We start from the raw sequence: 20074 nt of genomic DNA, 5'->3' as shown, positions 1-20074 counted from the left end.
TCACCGTGACGGGTCGAGGTGGTCCCCGAGCGGTTCCGAGTCCGCCCTGACCGAGGCGTAGATCCGCTCGGCCCACTCGCGAGCGATCGGGGCGTCCGTGTCGACGAATACCTGCATGAGCCCCGTATCCTCGTCGTATCCGCCGATCCCGACGCGCTCGTCGAAGACGGCCAGGCCGTACGGGAGCTCCTCGCGCGTCCGGAGGGTCAGGTGTCCGTCGTCGACCGCCTCCCGAGCGCGCTCGGGGTACGTCTCGAAGAGGGTCTCGGCGACGTGTGGCAGGTAGACGATCTCCGCGTCGGTCTCCTCGAAGATCTGTCGGTGGAACTCGCCGAGGACGAACGGCGCCATGTGCGTCGTGTTGAAGCCGCGGAAGCGCTCCGCCTCGCCGAGCAGCGCGACGAACCGCTGGATCGGGCGGTAGGGGTCGTCCGGTTCGGCGCGGGTCACCCGCGCGCCGACGAACGGTTCGACGACGAACTCCTGGTGGTTCTCACAGATGAGGTCCAGGAGCGGTCCCAGCCGCTGGACGGTCCGGAGGGTCGCCTCGAACCGGAGCACCTCGTCGGCGACGGCCTCGCCGCGACCCGTCAGCCGGAACCGGCCCTCTACCTTCTCGACGAAGCCCCGCTCGTCGAGCCACTGCGTGAACCGGTGGCTCGTCGCCCGTGAGACGTCGAGGCGCGCTTCGATCTCCCGGCGGTCCAGCGGCTGTTCACGTAGCGCCTCGAACACCGGCCCGTGTCGAACGATGTCCCCGAGCAGGTCGGTATCGACGCGGTCGCCCGTCGCATCGAGGCGCTGGCCGAGATATCGCTGGTTCCGCGCGTTCTCGAGGACCGCCTCGAGGATCGGCGAGCCCGGCGGTGGGCGTTCGTCCTCCCGCGGTCGCTCGTCGTCGAGGCCCATCTGCTCTCGTGTCCCGGTAGACGGTGGCACGGGTATTAGTCCTGTCCCGTCCGCAGGGTGAGAGTCGTCTCAGGTGTCGAACGGGCGTTCACGCGGTCGAATCCCGCACCACGGATGAGGTTACCACCGACCGCGTCGAACGATGGCGTATGGCACGGACGACCGTCGACGACGGGCGGATCGACCGGTTCCGAGCGGACGTCCACGGGCGGGTGATCCGACCCGGGGACCCCGACTACGACGACGCCCGCGCGGTCTGGAACGGAATGATCGACAGATACCCGTCGCTGATCGTGCGGTGTGCCGGCGTCGCGGACGTCGCCAGCGCGGTGGAGTTCGCACGCGAGCAGGACCTCCCACTCTCGGTTCGCGGCGGGGGCACAACGTGGCCGGAACCGCGGTCCGTGACGACGGGCTCGTCGTCGACTGCTCGGAGATGACCGAGGTGTGGGTCGACCCCGACGCACGGGTGGCGTGGGTCCAGGCGGGCGCGACGTGGGCCGACCTCGACCACGAGACACAGGCGTTCGGCCTGGCGACGCCCGGCGGCGTCGTCTCCGACACCGGCGTCGCGGGGCTCACGCTCGGCGGCGGCATCGGACACCTCCGGTGTAAGTACGGCCTGAGCTGTGACAACCTCCGGTCGGTGGACCTGGTCACCGCCGACGGCAAGTACCTGACCGCGAACGCGGAGGAGAACGCGGAGCTGTTCTGGGGGCTCCGCGGGGGTGGCGGGAACTTCGGGGTGGTCACAGGCTTCGAGTTCGACCTGCATCCCGTCGGTCCCGACGTCGCGACCTGTCTGGGGTTCTACCCGGGCGATCGGCTCCGGGAGGTGCTGAGCGACTACCGGGAGTTCGTCGCCGACGCACCGAGGGAGATCAGCACGCTCGTCTTCGCCGGCGAACTCCCGGAGGAGGAGCTGTTTCCGGCCGAGCGGGTTCACGAGGGGAAGTTCGCGCTCATGGGCTGTTACGCCGGTCCGGCCGCCGAGGGCGAGCGCGCACTGGCGCCGCTCCGGGAGTTCGACGAGCCACTCGCCGATCTCAGCGGTGTGACGTCCTACACGGAGTTCCAGCGCGTCCTCGACGGGGACTACCCGGACGGGATGCGCTACTACTGGAAATCGCTCTACCTCGACGGGCTCTCCGCGTCGGCCATCGACCGGATCGCCTACTGGGCCGACGCCGCCCCGTCGCCGCTCTCGACCGTCGACGTCTGGCAACTGGGCGGGGCGATCGGCGACACCGGTGTCGAGGAGAGCGCGTTCGCCGGTCGGCACGCGCCCTTCCTCCTCGGCGTCGAGGCGAACTGGGAAGACCCGAGAGACGACGACGCGAACGTCGAGTGGGCTCGCGACTGCATCGCCGATATGCGGGGGTTCTCCGACGGCTCGGTCTACCTGAACTTCCCGGGCTTCCTCGAGGAGAACGACGAGACGATGCGGACGACGTTCGGACCGACGTACGAGCGACTCGTCGCGCTGAAGGACGAGTACGACCCGACGAACCTCTTCGATTCGAACCAGAACGTAAAGCCGACGGCGTAAGCGGCCCCACGCAGGAGAGCGTCCTCGTCGACGCCGATTGTCCTCGCTGGCCTCGCCGCGCTCGGCGGGCCGAACGCGGGGCCTGTCGGCGTCGCCGCGTCGTTTCTCTCCGGGAGCGAGGACACCCGAGCAACGAGAGGGATCGCCCGGTCAGCGGATCCACTCGGCGAACGGTTCGCCGCTCGCGCTCCGCTGGATGTACGCCCGCTGCATCCCCTCGATCGCCGTCGCGAGTCTCTCGTCCTCCGCGAGGCGCTCACGGACCCGCTCGCGTTTCCAGTCGGCCGGCGTCATCCGCCGCTCCCAACGGGTCTCGATCGGGGCGAGCAGGTCGTCGATATGACCGTCGTCGAGCCCGCGATCCGCGAGGCCCAGGCGGGCGAGCAAGAACAGCTCGTCGTAGATCTCCTCGGGATCGTCCGTCCGGTCGCCGTCCGCGGTGAGCCACGCGAGGTCGGCGTCGAGACCGTCCCGCGCGGCCGCGTAGAACGAGTCCCTGGCATCGTCCCACGGGAGCTCCGCGAGCGGGTGGTGGGTGGTCAGGATCCCGTGGAGGAGGCCGGCGACGAGCGCCTGGAACGAGAGGACGTCGGCGACGCTCGGCTGGGTCGGCAACAGCCGGTACTCGATCCGCGGGCCGGACGCACCGAGCACGGGGCGGATCCACCGCCAGCACGTCCCCTGTTTGTGCAGCAGCTCCCAGTGCTCGTCGGCGAACCCGCGCCTGGGCTCGTCGGTGACCCACTCGCGCAGGTAGGGCGCACAGAGACGGTCCTCGACGAGGCGGTCGACGATCTCGGCAAGCGACGCCAGGTCCTCCGGGAGGCGGACCTTCCCGGGCTCTTCGACGTTCATCGACTCGAACACCGGGATCCTGAGCTCCGCGGTGGCGTCGAGGACCGCCTCCGGATCGACGTCGTCGTCGTAGAGCCCCGGGGGGAGAAACGGCGCGTTCGCCGCGAGCGCCAGCACCGGTCCCGCGGTCCGGATGGCGGCGTTGAAACACCGGACGAACGACCCCGTCGGCACCTGGAGGTGGACCTGTATCGAGGTGCCGAGCGACTCGACGAGGATGGTGGGAAAGCGCCGGTGGCAACCGGGGACAGCGAGTTCGACCGGGCCGTGTGCGGTGATGTCGGCGTCGAGCGCGTGATAGCGCGGGTTCGGCGCCAGGTTCGCCCCCAGTTCGACCCCCTCTTCCTCGCGACGCTCGCTCAGGTACGCCAGCGCACCCTCGGGCGGCTCGATCGTCCAGATCCCGTCGGTGACGAACGCCAGACCGCTCACGGCGAGCGTCCGGTCGAGAGACCCCACCCGCTCGTGGAGGCTCTCGGCCTGTCCGACGAGGCCCTCGGGATCGAACGGGGTCGCCGGCGTGTTCAGCTCCGCGTTGTGCCGACCGAGTTCGCGCTCGCAGATCGACCCGAACGCGGCCTCCGGAACCGGGGCGAGCCGTCCCGTCGTATCGACGGCGTAACCCTCCAGTTCGAGGCCGACGGCGAACGCTCCCTCGAACCGCCCAGCCACGAGCGCCTCCCGGAGCCCCGCCGCCTGCTCGCTCACCCGCCGCTCGAACTCGGCACACGTCGATCGGCGACCCGTCAACCGAACCGCCGTCGCGTGATCCATACGACTCGTGACACTCGTTAGCACATAACGGCTTCGGAGTCGAGTGTCCCGACGGACGACCCGTCCGAAGTCGTCCGTGGAGGACACCGGTCGGGGCGTGTCCCTCGGAACCGCCGACCCCGTCGTGAGTCGACTGTGACAGGCGATAACGCGGCGCTTGCTGTCGATTTTGGTGAAAAATATATACCCCCGGTACCAACTCCGACCGATGGCAACGGATCAGAAGATGGTCGTCCTGGGCGTCGGTCTCATCGCTGCGAGCACCGCTATCCTGATCGCGAGCGGCACACTCACCCTCGACGTTCCGCTCGCGCTGGCCGCGATCGGCACGCTCGGCCTGGCCGCCGGATCCCTCCTCGTGGGCGTCTCCGAGGGCGGCAGAGCGGTCTAGCGGTTCTCGTGCTTCGGAGGAGCTCGGTTCGGCGAGCCCGCTTCGAGCGACGCTTCGACTCGACGTCGTCGCAGAAGCGGACGGTACCGAGAACGCCAGTGACCCCCGGCTCAGGTTTATACCCGAGGAGGGGACCAGCGGCGGCATGCGTTCGACGACTTCGCGACGGACACTGCTCGCACTGCTCGGCTCGATCGGCCTCACGGGACTCGCCGGGAGCGCTAGCGCCGCCGGACGGAGCGGGCACCCGCCGGGCTGGTGCGATGCGCGTTCGGACGACCGATCGACCGCGAGCACCGACGCTCTAGCACGGTCGTCGGACGACTACGTCGCCGTCGTCGACCGAGTCGTCGACGGCCGGTTCGTCGTACTCCTGCTCGAAGACGACGGCCGACTCGTCGACGAACGGGTCGTCCCCTGGGAAGAACTCTCGGCCGAAGAGGGGGACGTGTTCCTCGTAAGCCTCGACGGCGAGAAGGGAGAGGAGTACCGACACCTCGTCGGGGAGACGAGGCGTCGGCGCCGGTCGAACGAGCGGCGCCTGGGGTGTCTTTCTGCGAGTGAGAGGTGAGGAGTGAGCGGCAGCTGGCAGGGCGCAGAGAGCGGCGATCAGAGCAGGAACGTGTCCTCCCGTTCGGAGAGGTCGACGAACGCGTCTGTCGCGTCGATCAGCTCCTCGGCGGTGGACTGGCCGAACGCCATCACCTCGACGCGGACCCCGGCGTGACGGAGGTGCGAACAGAGCCGGGAGAAGTCGCCGTCGCCGGTGCAGAGGACGATTGCGTCGACGTGCGAGGCGAGGGTCACCGCGTCGAGGCTCATCCCGACGTCCCAGTCGGCCTTCTTCGAGCCGTCGGCGTAGGTCTTGATGTCCTTCTTCTTCGCCTCGAAGCCGATGTCGGTGAGCGCCTCGAAGAACGTCTCCTCGCCCTCGGACTCCGCGACGATGACGTAGGCGATCGCACGGGTGAGCCGTCTGCCCTGGACCGCCTCCTCGAGCAGTGCGGAGTAGTCGACGTTCCGCGAGTAGGCGCTCTGTGCCGTGTGATAGAGGTTCTGCGAGTCGACCAGAACGGCGACGCGCTGGTCCGGGTGGATCTCGGTCATACGCGGCACTGCGCAGGTGCAGGTAAAAGGTCTTCTCAGACGGGTCGTCCCGGTCGGACGGGTCTCGCAACCACTAAGTCGGATGACGCTGTAGGCCCGAGCATGCGCCGGTCGCCACGCCCGTCGCTCGCGGTACCGGAGAGCGTGGCGTCACTCTTCTCGAAAAAACGCGCGGCGTGAGGCTCCCGGCGAGTGTGGCGACCTCGTCGCGGGCCGTCCCCGGGCACCGCGCGACCATCACACCTGCGACGACGAAACCCAGACAGCAATGACACACCCCACGTTCGAGGGCGTCTACCCCGCTATGGTGACGCCCTTCACGGAAGACGGACGCATCGACCACGAATCACTCCGGGCGGACGCCCAGCGCCTCGAACGCGCGGGCGTCGACGGCCTCGTACCGGTCGGCTCGACCGGCGAGTCGGCGACGCTCAGCCACGACGAACACGTCGAGGTCGTCGAGACGGTCGTCGATGCGGTAGAGGACGTCCCCGTCATCGCCGGCAGCGGGAGCAACAACACGCGCGAGGCGCTCGAGCTCTCCGAACGCTCGGCCGACGCCGGCGCGGACGGATTCCTCCTCATCTCGCCGTACTACAACCGCCCGGAACCCGAGGGCATGGAGGCGCACTACCTCGCGGTCGCCGATAGGGTCGACCTGCCACAGATCGTCTACAACGTCCCCGGGCGGACGGGCCGGTCGATCGACGTCGAGAGCACCGTCCGTCTCGCAGAACACGAGAACGTCGTCGGCTACAAGGCCGCCAGCGGCGACCTCGGGCTGATCGGCGAGGTGGTCGAGCGCACACGCGAGGAGTCCTTCTCGGTGCTCTCCGGTGACGACGCGCTCACCCTGCCGGTGCTCTCGATCGGCGGACGCGGCACGATCAGCGTCTGTGCGAACGTCGAACCCGAGCGGACCTGCGCGATGGTCGGCGCGGCGCTCGCGGGCGACTACGAGCGCGCCCGCGAGTGGCACCACGAACTCGGACCCGTGATGCGCGCGCTGTTCGACGAGTCGAACCCCATTCCGGTGAAGGAGGCGATGGCGATGCGCGGACACTGCCGCCCCGACCTCCGACTGCCGCTCACCCGGCCGACGGAGGCGACGAGGGAGCGGCTCGAATCGGTGCTCTCCGACCTGGCGGACGCCCCGGCGCCGGAGCCGGTGGTCGGATGATCGAGGTCGTCCCGACGGGCATGGACGGTGCGATGGGGACCGCGGTCCGCGAGGTCGCCGAGGGTCGCGAGGACTGCGAGACGAACTGGGGTGTGAGCGGGACCGCGGAGCGACCCGGAGCGCTCGCTGCGCAGCTCCCCGACCTGTTCGCCGAACGGGGCGGGGACGTCCTCGTCGACTTCAGCGGCCCGGCCTCCGGCGTCGGCTACGTCGAGACCTGTGCCGAGATCGGGATCCCCTGCGTGATCGGGACGACCGGCTTCGACGAGGAACAGGAAAAGCGGCTGCGAGCGGCCAGTGAGTCGGTTCCGGTGCTCAAGGCGGCGAACTTCTCCCGGGGCGTCCACGTCCTCTCGGCGCTCGTGCGCGAGGCGGCGGCGACGCTCCCGGAGTACGATATCGAACTCACCGAGACCCACCACAACCGAAAGCGCGACGCGCCGAGCGGCACCGCGAAGAGGGTACTGGAGGGGATCGAATCGGCGCGCGAGACGAGCGGGCGAGTCCACGGCCGCGAGGGCGAGTCTCCACGAAACGTGGGGGAGGTGGGCGTCCACGCCCGGCGCGCGGGAACGATCACCGGCGAACACGAGGTGTTGCTCGCGGGCGGCGGCGAGGAGCTTCGGCTCACCCACCGCGCGGAGAGCCGGCGGGTGTTCGCCGAGGGCGCGCTCGACGCGGCGACCTGGCTCGCGTCGCGTTCGCCGGGATGGTATGATTTTTCCGACGTGATGACGGACGAATCGGTATGAGCGGGACACTCGAGGCGGAGGTCGAGGCGCTGTGGGAGCGCTCGGAGGAGGGGCTCACGGCGGCCGACACGGGGGCGGACGAGCGCGCGACGATCGAGACGTTCCTCGACGCGCTCGAAACCGGCGAGATCCGGGCCGCCGAGAAGCGCGGTGACGAGTGGGAGGCAAACGAGTGGGTGAAGCGAGGGATACTGCTCACGTTCGGGCTCTCCGCGACCGAACCCAGGGAGTACGGCGGCGTCACCTACTACGACGTGCTCCCGCTCCGGAGAACGGACGACCTGGCCGAGCGCGGTACGAGAAACACGCCCGACGGCACCGTCATCCGGCGGGGAGCGTACGTCGGCGGGGACGCGATACTGATGAGTCCTGCGTTCGTCAACGTCGGGGCACACGTCGGCGACGGGACGCTCGTCGACTCCTGTGACACGGTCGGCTCGTGTGCACAGATCGGCGAGAACGTCAAGATCGGGGCGAACACGCTGATCGGCGGCGTGCTCGAACCGGTCGAGGGGACCCCCGTCGTCGTCGAAGACGGAGTCTCGCTGGGTGCGGGCTGTCGGGTCACGAGCGGCTTCGTCGTCGGCGAGGGAAGCGTCGTCGCGGAGAACACGCTGCTCACCCCCCGAATCCCGATCTACGACCTCGTGGAGGAGGAGGTCGTCTACGGGGAACTCCCCCCGGAACGCCGTGCGTTCACCCGGTTCGTCGAATCCTCGCTCGGCGAGCACGACCTCTTTCCGGGCGGGGCGTACAAGCCGGCCGTAGTCGCCCTCGACATCGAGGCGAGCACGGTGGAGGCGACCGAGCGCGAGGAGGCGTTGCGATCGTGAGCCAGCGAGTGAGACGGCTCGCCGACTGGGACACCTCCCGGCTGACCGGGCTCGCGAACACGAACGGGACCCCGCTCTACGTCCAGGATCTAGAGCGGGTGCGCGAGAACTACGACCGGTTCGCCTCGGCGTTTTCGGATGCCGAGGTCCACTACGCCGCGAAGGCGAACACCGCGTGGACGGTACTCAGAACGCTCGAAGCCTGCGGCGCGGGCGTCGAGTGTGCATCCGCCGGCGAGGTCGAGCGCGCGCTCGACGCGGGCTTCCCCCCCGAACAGGTGCAGTACACGGCGGTGAACCCGCCCGAGGAGGACCTCGACCTCGCCATCGCGACCGGCCGGCGCGACCCGGCGTTCACGATCACGGTGGGTGCACGGGACACGGTCGACCGGCTGGACGAACGGGGCTACTGGGGGCGGATCTGCGTCCGGGTGAACCCCGGCATCGGCGCGGGCCACCACGAGAAGGTCAGGACGGGCGCGGACGCGAAGTTCGGCGTGCCCTACGACCGGGCGGAGGCGGTCGTCGCGGACGCCGCCGAACGTGGGTTCGACGTCGTCGGCCTGCACGCCCACGTCGGCAGCGGCGTCTCCGGCGAGGAGCTCGAGAGTCACCGCGAACTCGTCTCGCGGATGGGCGAGCTCGCCCGATCGGTTCCCGTCGAGCTGGAGTTCGTCGACGTCGGCGGCGGGTTCGGCGTGCCATACCGAGAGAGCGAGGAACCGATCGACCTGGCGGCCGTCGCGGAGGCCACGAGGGAGGCGCTCGGCGAAGTGGACGCGACGCTCGTCGTCGAACCGGGCCGGTATCTCGTCGCGGACGCGGGCGTCCTCCTCACCCGCGTGAACACGGTGAAACCCATCGAGGGAGAGGTGATTGTCGGTGTCGACGCCGGGATGACGACGCTCGCCCGGCCCGCCCTCTACGACGCCTACCACGAGATCGCCAGCCTCGCGCCCGACGCGGAGGCACGCGAGACGGTCTCGGCGACCGTGACGGGCCCGATCTGCGAGAGCGCGGATGTCCTCGGCGAGGGTCGCGACCTCCCGAGACCGGAGCGTGGCGACCTGCTCGCGATCGGTAACGCCGGTGCGTACGGCTACGAGATGGCGAGTCAGTACAACTCCCGGCCGCGGCCCGCGACCGTGGCGATCGACGGCTCCGAAGGGGCTATCGACCGTCGGCGGGAGACGACGACGGACGTGACCAGGCTGGAGCGTGAGGTGTCGTGGCTCTAAGCCTCGATCGGTACCACGGTGCTGGCAACGCCTTCCTCGTCGCGAGCGCCGATCTCTCCGCACCGTGGAGCGCGTTCGCGGTCGAGAACTGCGAGCGCGAGGGCGTCGACGGCGTGCTCGTCCTCGAGCCGCACGACGGCGACCCGCCACGGGTGGAGATGGCGCTCTACCAGCCCGACGGCGGCACGGCGGAGATGTGCGGCAACGGCGCGCGGTGTGTCGCGGCCTGGACGGCCGATCGGCTCGGACTCGAGTCAGGTGAAGAGATCCTGATCGAGACGCCCGCGGGGGTTCGGCCGACGACCGTGGGCGACGACGACGCCGAGATCGGGATGGGCGAGGTACGCTTCGATCCGGAGAGCGTTCCACTGGCGCGCGAGGAGCCGCTGGTCGCGGAGGAGGTCGAGGGGTACGAGGTGACGGCGGTGAACACCGGCGTCCCGCACGCCGTGACCTTCGTCGAGGACGTGGAGGCGGTCGATCTCGAGGAGATGGCGCCACCGATCAGACACAGCGAGGTCTTCCCCGAGGGGGCGAACGTCACGCTCGCCGCGGGGAGTGGGAAGAGGTTCTACCAGCGGACGTTCGAGCGCGGTGTCGAGGGCGAGACCCTCGCCTGCGGGACCGGCGCGGTCGCGGTGCTCGCGGTCGCCCGCCGGCTCGGACTGAGTGACGAGACGCGGGCGACGGTCTCGCCTCCCGGCGGCGACCTCGTCGTCACCGTGGACGAGGACGGCGAGGCGACGCTCCGCGGCCCCGTGACGTACGACGGGCGCGTCGAGTGTCCCGTTCCGGATACGGGGACGGCGGTGGAATGAGCGCAGACCCGATCGCGTTCCTCGAACGCGCGGTGAGAGAGCCCTCACACGAGTCGGTCGACGGAATACGGGAACTGCTGTGCGAGACGCTTTCCGATGGGGGAGTCGATCCCGACGTCGACGAGGCGGGAAACGTGCTCGCGACGCGCGGGGACGGCTCACCGCACGTCGTTCTCAACACACACGTCGACACGGTCCCACCGCACGTCCCCTACGCACGGGAGGAGGGCGTGATCCGGGGCCGGGGCTCCTGTGACGCGAAGGGGCCGCTCGCCGCGATGCTGGCAGCGTTCTTCGAGAGCGATCCCCGTGGAACCGTGACGCTCGCGGTAACGCCCGACGAGGAGGTCCACTCGATCGGTGCGGCGGCGCTCGTGGACGGGGATCTTCCGGAACGGGCCGACTGCGTGATCGTGGGGGAGCCGACGGATCTCGCGGTCTGCACCGCGGCGAAGGGGCGGTTCCAGGGGACGATCACCTGTACCGGGACGAACGCCCACGCGGCCGAACCCGGGGCGGGCGAGAACGCCATCCGGATCGCGGCACGGGTGGTCGACGCGCTGGAGTCGTTCACGGAGCGACCGGATGAGCCGCCCGAACACCCCCAGCTGGGCGCGCCGACGCTCACCCCGACGACGATCGACGGGGGGGAGGCGACGAACCAGGTCCCCGCGGAGTGCCGACTCGCGGTCGACCGCCGGAGCGTTCCCCCCGAGACGCAGGAGGGGTTCGCGCGGGCGCTCAACGAGCACTTTCGGGGGCTCGACCTCCACGCCGAGTACCGCCACGCCGACCGGGAGACGCCGTTCCTCGAGGCGTTCGAGACCGATCCCGACGCGCGCGTCGTCGGGGCGCTGGTCGACGCCGGCGCTCGCTCGCCACGGGCGTTCGGGGCGGCGACCGAAGCGTCGTACTTCGCGTCGGCCGCACCGACGGTCGTCTTCGGGCCCGGCGTGCTCGCCGACGAGGAAGGTGCGGTCGCTCACGGACCGCGCGAGTACGTCCGGACCGCGGACGTCGAGCGGGCGGCCTCCGTCCTGACCGAGGCGCTCTCTTCCTACTAAACCGCCCGCTCCGACCGGCTGATGCTCACGAGCAGCGTACCGACCGCGAGCGCGAGCACGGCGATCCCGGCGATCATCGTCGGCGTCACCCCGACGGAGGGGAGCAGGCCGACGAGCAGTACCGTCCCGACGAGCAGGAGCGCGATGCCGACGATCCGCATCGTCCCATCGCTCGGTAGTCGGTCTTTCTCGGTTGCCATCAGGTCACCGGTCGCCAGTACGAGGGCCGGTAGCAAGAGTGTCACGGAGCGCGACGACGTCCCGCGGCGGCTCGCCGAAGGTGTCCGGGTGGAGGAGGCAGACGAGACGCTCCAGCGCGTCAACCAGACGGGGCGTCCACCGCGTGAGGTAGCTCGCGCCGTCCATCGCGTAGACGTCCCCGGACCGCACTGCACTCACTTCCTCCCACCCCTCGCGGGCGAACAGTTCCTCGCGTTTCGCGACCGTCTCACGAACGGAGTAGCCACACGGCGTGACGACGATCACCTCGGGGTCGTACTCGCGGAAGGCCTCCCAGGAGGGCTTCGCCGCGCTCTCTCCCGGCATAGCGAGGCCGTACTCGCCGCCGGCGATCGAGACGAGATCGGGCACCCACCGGCCAGCGACGACGAGCGGGTCCATCCACTCCACGACCACGACGCGCGGGGAGTCGAGCTCCGCAGTCTCGGCCTCGATCCGCTCGGCCCGTTCGCGGAGCACGCCGATCAGCTCCTCGGCCTCGTCCTCCCGGTCGACGGCCACACTCACCTCCCGGATGCAGGAGAAGAGGTCCTCGAACCGGTCGGCGTGCATCCCGACGACCTCCGGACCGATCTCGGTCTCGGTGAGGACCTCCTCGATCAACGTGGTATCGACCGCACAGACGCCACAGACCTCCTGGCTCACGACCAGGTCGGGCTCGACTGCTTCGAGTGTCTCGAGGTCAATCTCGTAGACGTGGCCGTCGGCGCTCACCTCGATCGTCCGGCGGTGACGCTCGCCGCTCGATCCACCGTCGACTCGCGATCGGTCGATCACGGGGAGGTCGCGCACTCGTGGCGGGTAGTCACAGGAGTGAGAGACCGCGACCGGTTCGACGCCGAGCGCACAGAGGATCTCCGTACCGGACGGCGAGGTCGAGACGACGTTCATGCAGGAGTGGAGAGCGCCACCACGAAAACCCCCTCGGCGGTCCCGGTTCGCCGGGCTACCGGTCGGCCACCTCGTCCACGAGTTCGCTCGCCAGCCCGACGTAGCCCTCCGGCGCGAGCGAGAGGAGTTCGCCCCGGACCGCGGGACCGACGTCCATCTCCCCGATCGCGTCGCGAAGCTCCGGGAGCGAGACGCGTCGGCCCCTCGTGAGCGCTTTCACCCGTTCGTAGGCGTCGGCGTGACCCTCCCGGCGGAGGATCGTCTGGATCGCCTCGCCGAGCACCTCGGGGTTTCGCTCGAGGTCCTCGGCCATCACCGCCTCGTTCGGGACGATCGTCGAGAGACCGGTGCCCGCTTTCTCGTAGCCGATCAGGCAGTGTGCGAGTGTGGAGCCGATCGTTCGCTTCACCGTCGAGTCCGAGAGGTCGCGCTGGAGCCGCGAGGTGGTGACGTAGTCCGCGAGGAAGACGAGATCCGAGTTCGCCTTCGAGAGGTTACCCTCGCTGTTCTCGAAGTCGATCGGGTTCACCTTGTGCGGCATCGTCGAACTGCCGGTTTCTCCCGCTTCGGCACGCTGGCCGAGGTAGCGCCGGGAGACGTACTCCCAGACGTCTCGATCGAGGTCGAGCAGGACGGAGTTCGCCCGTCGGAGGGCGTCGAACAGGTGTGCCAGGTCGTCACAGGGGTTGACCTGCGTCGCGAGCGGCGTATATCGAAGGCCGAGGTCGGTGACGAACCCCTCCGAGAACGCCCGCCAGTCGACATCGGGGTATGCGGCGACGTGTGCCGCGTAGACGCCCGACGCGCCCGCGAGCTTTCCGGAGAGTCCCTCGACGCTCGACTCGATCGACTCGATCGCTCGATCGAGTCGAGAGACGTAGACGGCCATCTCCTTGCCGAAGGTGGTCGGTGTGGCGGGCTGTCCGTGGGTGTGCGCGAGCATCGGGACGTCGCGGTGTTCGGTCGCGAGTGAGCGGAGGTCCGATCGAACCCGGGAGAGCGACGGGAGGAGGACGTCCTCGACCGCAGCCCGGAGGAGCAGTCGGTGGGCGAGGTTGTTCACGTCCTCGCTGGTCAGCCCGAAGTGGATCCACGGGTGCAGTTCCTCCCCCAGTCGCTCGCGCAGGAAGTACTCGACCGCCTTCACGTCGTGGTTGGTCGCGTCGTAGCGCTCCGTCCCGGAGACCTCGATCCGTTTCACCAGGTCGGCGTCGGCATCGTCGAAGCCCCCGTAGATCGCCCTGAACCGTTCACGGTCGCTCTCGGGGACCGAGAACGGGGTCTCCGGGAGCTCGGAGAGCGCGAGGAGGTACTCGACTTCGACCCGGGTACGGGCGCGCATCAGCGCGGCCTCGCTCGCGTAGGGAACGAGCCGCTCCGTCTTCGTCGCGTACCGGCCGTCGAGCGGGGAGACCGCGTCGAGCGCGCGGCGGGCGTCGGTCATGGGCGAGGCTACAGCGAGTCGAGGCAAAGTCGTGTCGGTGTCCGAATCGTATCCCCGCACAGAACGAGGGGTTCCGAGGCTGTGCTACGCGGATTCGATACACGGACATGTACAACGGGGACGACGAGACCACAACGATTTTCGAGGCAGCGCGCCCGGACTCCAGCATGACACGGATCGCCGGTCTGGCGAGCAATCGGGGTCGAAACCTGCTGAACCTCGTGGAGACGACCGACGCCGAGCTGGCCGTCCTCCTCACGAACCGGAAGGACGCGCCGATCGTAGAGAGCGCGGCCGAGCGATCGATTCCGACCGAGACGGTGGTCCAGGGCGAGGGCGAGTCCCGCCGCGAGCACGAACGCCGGGTGGTCGACGCGCTCTCGGCCTACGGGTTCGATCTGGTCTGTCTCGACGGCTACATGCGCATCCTCACCGACGAGTTCCTCTCGGAGGTACCGACGACCCTCAACGTCCATCCGTCGCTCCTTCCGGCGTTTCCGGGTGCCGACGCTCATCGGCAGGTGCTCGACGCCAGCGTGCGGGTGACGGGCTGTACGGTCCACGTCGTCACAGACGCGACGGATTCGGAGGGCGAGATCGACCACGCGAAGGTCGATTCGGGACCGATCGTCACCCAGGAGCCGGTTCCGGTGTACGAGGACGACACCGAGGAGGGGCTGAAACATCGCGTGCTGTACGAGGGCGAGTTTCGGGCGTACCCGCGTGCGGTGCGGTGGTTCGCGGAGGGCCGCGTCGAGGTCGGTTCGGACGGGGTGCGGATCGACGGCGATCGCGGGGGGAGGTTCCCGGCTCGTCGGTTGCTCTCGGGTGACCGTGCGGCCGACCTGCGCTACGGGGAGAACCCACACCAGGAGGCGGCGCTCTACGCCGAGCGCTCGGACGGCCCGAGCGTGGTCGGAGCCGAGCAGTTGAACGAGGGAGCGAAGGCGCTCTCGTACAACAACTACAACGACGCCGACGCCGCGCTCTCGCTGATCCGGGAGTTCGACGCACCGGCGGCCGCGGTGATCAAACACGCAAATCCCGCAGGCTGTGCGCTCGGCGACCGAGTCGCCGAGGCGTACGATCGGGCGCTCTCGACCGATCCGATGAGCGCGTTCGGGGGTATCGTCGCGCTGAACCGCGAGTGCGACCGCGAGACCGCGGCGGCGATCACCGACTCGTTCAAGGAGGTCGTCGTCGCGCCGGGGTACACCGACGACGCGCTCGAGGTGCTCCGCGAGACGGAGAACCTCCGCGTACTCGACGTGGGGGAGTTCGAGCCGTACGACGACGGGGAGAGCCCTCTCGCGGAGAAACCGCTCGCGGGCGGTCGGCTCGTCCAGGAGCGCGACGGGCAACGGGTCGCCTCCGAGGACCTGGAGGTCGTCACCGATCGCGAGCCGACCGACGAGGAGCGAGAGACGATGTGTTTCGCCTGGAGCGTGGTGAAACACGTGAAGTCGAACGCCATCGTCCTCGCCGAAGGGACCGAGACGGTCGGGATCGGGATGGGGCAGGTGAGCCGGGTCGACGCGGTCAGACTCGCGACGATGAAGGCCGAGGAACACGCCGAGGGAAAGGGTCCGGCGGGTTCGGTGATGGCCTCGGACGCTTTCTTCCCCTTTCCGGACGGGGTCGAGGTCGCCGCGGAGGCGGGCGTCGAGGCCGTCGTCCAGCCGGGGGGGTCGGTGAACGACGAGGACGTCGTCGCGGCCGCCGACGGGGAAGGAATGGCGATGGCGTTCACCGGAAGTCGGTGTTTCCGTCACGACTGAGCGCGAGCGAGGGAGTGACGGAAGCTCGCGAGAGCCTGACTCTCGCGGTGTTTCAGGCACGATTAAACGGCAGTGAAATCGTGCCTGAAGCTCGAACGCTCGCTTCGCTCGCGTCCGGTGTTTTCGGCACGACTGAGCGGAAGCGAAGGAGTGACGGGAGTAGCCCCAGCGTTCCTCGGCACGGCTCACCGGCAGCCGTTCCACAGCGGGGTGTGGCGCGAGGTTCGTGACTGACCGCGAGCGCAGGCGAGTCGAATCCGGATGGATCGCGACGCCTTCGTCCAGCGGCTTTCGACACGGAGAACGCTCCGGAGACGTCTCTCTTCCTACTACTAATTACTCGTTTACTGATCCCGGGGGAAGGGACGGTCCGAAGACGTCCAGAACCCGTAAAAGACGAAAGCAGGACGATAGTGAGAGGTAGTGTCCGGTCTCCACTCATCGGAACTATCAGTACAGGGGCTTCCCATAGAGGGACGGAAAGTCGCTCTGCACCGGTTCCAGCGATTTCAGTAGATAACGAGGGAAGTGGGGTATTACTTTTGATATCCTCTAAGGGGTCGGGTCACGTCTACCTCGTGCCCAGCAGAACTGTTTCGATATACCGAATCGGACGCGGCGGCAAGTATTGCTCGGCGAGCGCGTCGAGGGACCGTTCTGTGACACTCGTACTGCTGTAATTCGTGGTGATACCAGGGTGAGAGGTCGTGCGTAGCGGGCGGAGAGGGGCTCGGACGTGTTCGAACAGGCCGAATCGGGAATCTAGTTTTCGTCACAACGATGCTACCGTGTAACAGGGTACCGTCCTCCCGTCCGGACGGCCGGAGGCGATCGACCGGATGGGGGCGACTGTTCGAAATACCCGAACTATTTAGTCCTCGCTGACCTTCCTCGGAGCCATGACACGAGACGAGCCGCGGTCGGGGGTAACGACGACCGAGCGGTCGCTCGAGATCGTGGCGGTGATCCAGCGTCTGGAGGGGGCGACGCTCGCGACCGTTACCGAGGAGGTCGGCCTCGCCCGGAGCACCGCGTTCAAACACCTCGCGACGCTCACGCGCCGCGGCTACCTCGCGAAGGAGGGAGAACGCTACCATGTCGGGCTGAAGTTCCACCACCGGGGCGAGTACGCACGACTCCGGAAGCCGGCCTACCGCCTCGCCGGCGAGGCGGTCCGCGATCTCGCCGAGCGGACCAGCGAGGAGGTCGACTTCGTCGTCGAGAACGACGGGCGGGCGATCACGATCCACGAGTCCTACCACCCCTCGAACCCCTACCGTGACGACCTCGTCCGCGGGACCGACGCGCTCTCGCGGTCGGGGACGTACTACCACATGCACTGCGTCGGTGGCGGGAAGGCGATCCTCGCGGCGTACCCGCCCGAACGCGTTCGCGACGTCCTCGATCGGTGGGGGCTCCCCGAGCGAACCGACCGGACGATCACGACCGAGGCGGCGCTCGCCACCGACCTGGAGGAGATCCGCGAGCGGGGCTACGCCATCACCGACGAGGAGTACGCCGAGGGGTTGCGCTCGATCGGTGTCGCGGTCCGCGAACCCGACGACACGGTCGTCGGCGGGCTCTCGATGTCCGTCCCGACCTACCGACAGACCGCGGCGGAGTTCGAAGAGCGCGCCGCACCGCTGATCCGCGAGGCCGGCGAGGCGCTGGAGCGGGCCATCGCCGAGGCCGGGCCCGGTGTGTGAGACGTCACCGTGAGGCTTATGTCGAGGTCGGAACGAGTTGGGACATGAGCACAGAGAGCGCCCTTCCCGAGCGCGCCGAGACGGTCGTGGTCGGGGCGGGCTGTGTCGGCTGTTCGGCCGCCTACCACCTCGCAGAGCGCGGCCGCGAGGGGATCGTCGTCGTGGACCAGGGTCCGCTGTTCGAGACGGGCGGGTCGACCTCGCACGCCCCCGGGCTGGTCTTCCAGACCACCGAGAACCGGCTGATGACCCGGCTCGCGCGCTACACGCAGGAGCTCTACACCGATCTGGAGGGGTACGAGCCCTGTGGCGGCATCGAGGTGGCCTACACCCCCGAACGCTGGGAGTACCTCAAACGGAAGCGAGAGTACGGCGTCTCCTTCGGCATCGAGGACGGCGAACTGCTCTCGCCGGAGGAGGTCGGCGAGCGGCTCGCGCTCGTCGACGAGTCCGTGATCCACGGCGGCTACTACGTCCCCACGGACGGCAAGGCCCACGCGGTCGACGTCTCCGAGACGATGGCGCGGGCCGCGATGGACACGGGTGCAGCGGAGTTCCACGGCCACACGACGGTCACCGACATCGAGACGGAGGGTGGTGAGGTCTCGGCGGTCGTCACCGATCGGGGTCGGATCGAGTGCGAGGAGGTACTGGTGGCGACGAACATCTGGGGGCCGCTGCTCGGTGAGATGGTCGACTTCGACGTTCCGTTGGTGCCCTGCGCCCACCAGTATCTCGTGAGCGAGCCGCTCTCGGAACTCGCGGGCGCGGAGGCCGAACTCGAGGAGCCGATCCTCAGACACCAGGACTACGCGCTCTACTTCCGCCAGCATCGCGACTCCTACGGCGTCGGATCGTACAACCACGAACCGCTCCTGGTACCGCCGGAGGACATCGCCGCGCCGGAAGAAGCCGAGGAGATGCCCTCGATCCGGGAGTTCACCGAACGCCACTTCACCGAGCCGACCCACCCCGACATCGACCGGTCGGCGTACGACGCCGCCAGCGAGCTGATTCCAGCCCTCTCGGACTGTGAGTTCGACCGCGCGTTCAACGGGATGTTCTCGTTCACCCCCGACGGGATGCCGATCCTCGGCGAGAGCGAGGAGACGGAGGGACTCTGGTGGGCGCTCGCCATCTGGGTCACGCAGTCGGGCGGTGCGGGGAACGTGATCGCGTCGTGGATGGACGAGGGCGTCCCGAAGCTCGACGGCGAACGGCTCGACGCGAGCGGTGCGCATATCTCGCGGTTCCAGCCCCACTCCGGCAGCCGGGCGTTCTCGCGGGCGCGCGGCGGCCAGCAGTACCAGGAGGTCTACCAACTGATCCACCCGCGCGGGCAGCCGGTGAACCAGCGCGGGCTGCGCCGGAGCCCCTTCTACGACCGGCAGGCGGAACTCGGCGCTGAGTTCGTCGAATCGGGCGGCTGGGAGGTGCCCCAGTGGTTCGAGACGAACGAGGGCCTGTTGAGCGAGTACGACGTGCCCGAACGCTCGGGCTGGCTCGCGAAGGAGTGGTCGCCGATCCAGGGCGCCGAACACCAGGCGGTGCGCGACCGCGTCGGGATCTACGACCTCTCCAGATATACCGGCATCGAGATCACGGGACCGGACAGCCTCGCGGTCGTACAACGCGTGTTCACCAACGACATGGACGTCGACGTCGGCCAGGTACGCTACGCGCCAATGCTCGACGAGGCGGGCGGGGTGCTCGCGGACATGGCGATCACGCGGCTGGGCGAGGATCGGTTCGTCGCGACGACCGGCGGCGGCTCGTCGGCGACCGAGCACACGCGGTGGATCCGCGAGCAGGCATCGGGGGAGGTCTCGATCGACCCGCACGTCTCCGATCAGTGTGGGCTCGGCGTCTGGGGGCCGAAGGCGCGCGAGGTGCTCCAGCCGTTGACCGACGAGGACCTCTCGCACGAGGCGTTCGGCTACTTCCGCGCGAAGGAGTTCTACGTCGACTCGGTCCCGGTGACGGCGCTCCGGGTCTCCTACGTCGGCGAACTCGGCTGGGAGCTCTACGCGCCCACGGAGTACGGCGGGCGGCTCTGGGACCTCGTCTGGGAGTCGGGAGAGGAACACGGAATGGTTCCACTCGGCAACGGTGCGTTCCTCGGCTCGCTCCGTCTGGAGAAGGGGTACCGGCTCTGGGGTACCGACGTCACCCCGGAGTACGACCCGTACGAGGCCGGGATGGGCTTCGCAGTCGACACGGGGACCGAGTTCGTGGGGAAAGCGGCGCTCGAGGAGGGTGGCGATCCTGGGAGAGAACTCACGCCGCTCACGCTCGACGAGTCGGGAAAAGTCGTCGACTCGGGCAAGCCGATCTACGACGGCGAGGAGCTGGTGGGCTACGTGAACGCGGCGGACTACGGCTACAGCGTCGACGCCGGGATCGCCTACGGCTACCTCCCGACCGGGTACGCGGAGGAGGGGGCCGGTCTGGAGATCGCCTACGAGGGCGAGCGGTACGGCGCGACGGTCGCGAGCGAGCCACTGTTCGACCCCGGGCGGGAGAAGATTCTTCGGTAGGCGGCGTG

The 20074-nt window shown here is 68.9% G+C and carries 17 protein-coding genes and 1 pseudogene; 12 read left to right on the top strand and 6 right to left on the bottom strand.

Annotated features, from left to right (window positions below; all coding sequences use genetic code 11):
• On the bottom strand, window positions 1-909 hold the full coding sequence (locus V2L32_RS07835; protein WP_331235927.1) for a helix-turn-helix transcriptional regulator: 909 nt from the start codon (window positions 907-909) through the stop codon (window positions 1-3).
• Window positions 910-1058: 149 nt separating this feature from the next.
• Here V2L32_RS07835 and V2L32_RS07825 point away from each other — a divergent pair.
• Window positions 1059-2458, top strand: a pseudogene (locus V2L32_RS07825) (FAD-binding oxidoreductase).
• Between the two features lie 150 nt (window positions 2459-2608).
• Here V2L32_RS07825 and V2L32_RS07820 read toward each other — a convergent pair.
• Window positions 2609-4087: a hypothetical protein gene (locus V2L32_RS07820; protein ID WP_331235924.1), complete on the bottom strand. Its 1479-nt coding sequence runs from the start codon at window positions 4085-4087 to the stop codon at window positions 2609-2611.
• A 208-nt stretch (window positions 4088-4295) separates the two neighbouring features.
• On the opposite strand from V2L32_RS07820, the gene V2L32_RS07815 reads away from it, so the two are divergent.
• Together V2L32_RS07815 and V2L32_RS07810 are read left to right on the top strand one after the other, a co-directional pair.
• Window positions 4296-4478, top strand: coding sequence for a hypothetical protein (locus V2L32_RS07815; protein ID WP_331235923.1), 183 nt, complete (start codon window positions 4296-4298; stop codon window positions 4476-4478).
• Window positions 4479-4623: 145 nt separating this feature from the next.
• Window positions 4624-5049, top strand: a complete 426-nt coding sequence (locus V2L32_RS07810) for a DUF3006 family protein (RefSeq protein WP_331235922.1) — start codon at window positions 4624-4626, stop codon at window positions 5047-5049.
• Window positions 5050-5087: 38 nt separating this feature from the next.
• Here V2L32_RS07810 and V2L32_RS07805 read toward each other — a convergent pair whose 3' ends face one another.
• Window positions 5088-5585 (bottom strand): LabA-like NYN domain-containing protein, encoded by a 498-nt coding sequence (locus V2L32_RS07805; RefSeq protein ID WP_331235921.1) that lies wholly within the window; start codon window positions 5583-5585, stop codon window positions 5088-5090.
• 268 nt (window positions 5586-5853) lie between these two features.
• Between V2L32_RS07805 and dapA the strand changes: the two genes are divergently transcribed.
• From dapA to V2L32_RS07775, 6 genes are read left to right on the top strand one after another with little or no spacing between them, the layout of a single operon-like run.
• Window positions 5854-6765, top strand: a complete 912-nt coding sequence (dapA, locus tag V2L32_RS07800) for a 4-hydroxy-tetrahydrodipicolinate synthase (protein WP_331235920.1) — start codon at window positions 5854-5856, stop codon at window positions 6763-6765.
• Window positions 6762-7517, top strand: a complete 756-nt coding sequence (gene dapB / locus V2L32_RS07795; RefSeq protein ID WP_331235919.1) for a 4-hydroxy-tetrahydrodipicolinate reductase — start codon at window positions 6762-6764, stop codon at window positions 7515-7517. Before dapA ends, dapB begins: the two co-directional genes overlap by 4 nt.
• Window positions 7514-8350, top strand: a complete 837-nt coding sequence (locus tag V2L32_RS07790; RefSeq protein ID WP_331235918.1) for a 2,3,4,5-tetrahydropyridine-2,6-dicarboxylate N-succinyltransferase — start codon at window positions 7514-7516, stop codon at window positions 8348-8350. Before dapB ends, V2L32_RS07790 begins: the two co-directional genes overlap by 4 nt.
• Entirely contained in the window at window positions 8347-9588 is a 1242-nt protein-coding gene (gene lysA, locus V2L32_RS07785) for a diaminopimelate decarboxylase (RefSeq protein ID WP_331235917.1), read from the top strand. The genes V2L32_RS07790 and lysA overlap by 4 nt, the downstream gene beginning before the upstream one ends.
• Window positions 9579-10406 (top strand): diaminopimelate epimerase, encoded by an 828-nt coding sequence (gene dapF, locus V2L32_RS07780; protein WP_331235916.1) that lies wholly within the window; start codon window positions 9579-9581, stop codon window positions 10404-10406. The genes lysA and dapF overlap by 10 nt, the downstream gene beginning before the upstream one ends.
• Window positions 10403-11470 carry a M20 family metallopeptidase gene (locus V2L32_RS07775; protein ID WP_331235915.1) on the top strand — a complete coding sequence of 356 codons (1068 nt, stop codon included), beginning with the start codon at window positions 10403-10405 and terminating at the stop codon, window positions 11468-11470. Before dapF ends, V2L32_RS07775 begins: the two co-directional genes overlap by 4 nt.
• Here the strand turns inward: V2L32_RS07775 and V2L32_RS07770 are convergent.
• From V2L32_RS07770 to purB, 3 genes are read right to left on the bottom strand one after another with little or no spacing between them, the layout of a single operon-like run.
• Window positions 11467-11670 (bottom strand): hypothetical protein, encoded by a 204-nt coding sequence (locus V2L32_RS07770; RefSeq protein WP_331235914.1) that lies wholly within the window; start codon window positions 11668-11670, stop codon window positions 11467-11469. The two genes, V2L32_RS07775 and V2L32_RS07770, sit on opposite strands and share 4 nt — an antisense overlap.
• Window positions 11671-11674: 4 nt before the next feature.
• Window positions 11675-12601, bottom strand: a complete 927-nt coding sequence (locus V2L32_RS07765) for an ABC transporter substrate-binding protein (protein WP_331235913.1) — start codon at window positions 12599-12601, stop codon at window positions 11675-11677.
• 55 nt (window positions 12602-12656) lie between these two features.
• Window positions 12657-14045, bottom strand: a complete 1389-nt coding sequence (gene purB / locus V2L32_RS07760) for an adenylosuccinate lyase (RefSeq protein WP_331235912.1) — start codon at window positions 14043-14045, stop codon at window positions 12657-12659.
• Window positions 14046-14212: 167 nt separating this feature from the next.
• Here purB and purH point away from each other — a divergent pair, with 167 nt between their 5' ends.
• From purH to V2L32_RS07745, 3 genes are all read left to right on the top strand, one after another.
• Entirely contained in the window at window positions 14213-15823 is a 1611-nt protein-coding gene (gene purH / locus V2L32_RS07755) for a bifunctional phosphoribosylaminoimidazolecarboxamide formyltransferase/IMP cyclohydrolase (RefSeq protein ID WP_331235911.1), read from the top strand.
• Window positions 15824-16722: 899 nt separating this feature from the next.
• Window positions 16723-17529: an IclR family transcriptional regulator gene (locus V2L32_RS07750; RefSeq protein ID WP_331235910.1), complete on the top strand. Its 807-nt coding sequence runs from the start codon at window positions 16723-16725 to the stop codon at window positions 17527-17529.
• 44 nt (window positions 17530-17573) lie between these two features.
• Window positions 17574-20066, top strand: coding sequence for a GcvT family protein (locus tag V2L32_RS07745; protein WP_331235909.1), 2493 nt, complete (start codon window positions 17574-17576; stop codon window positions 20064-20066).
• The last annotated feature ends 8 nt before the right edge of the window (window positions 20067-20074 follow it).

It is taken from the genome of Halalkalicoccus sp. CGA53 (assembly GCF_036429475.1).
GTDB lineage: Archaea > Halobacteriota > Halobacteria > Halobacteriales > Halalkalicoccaceae > Natronorarus > Natronorarus salvus.
This window is presented reverse-complemented; position numbering and strand designations above follow the sequence as displayed.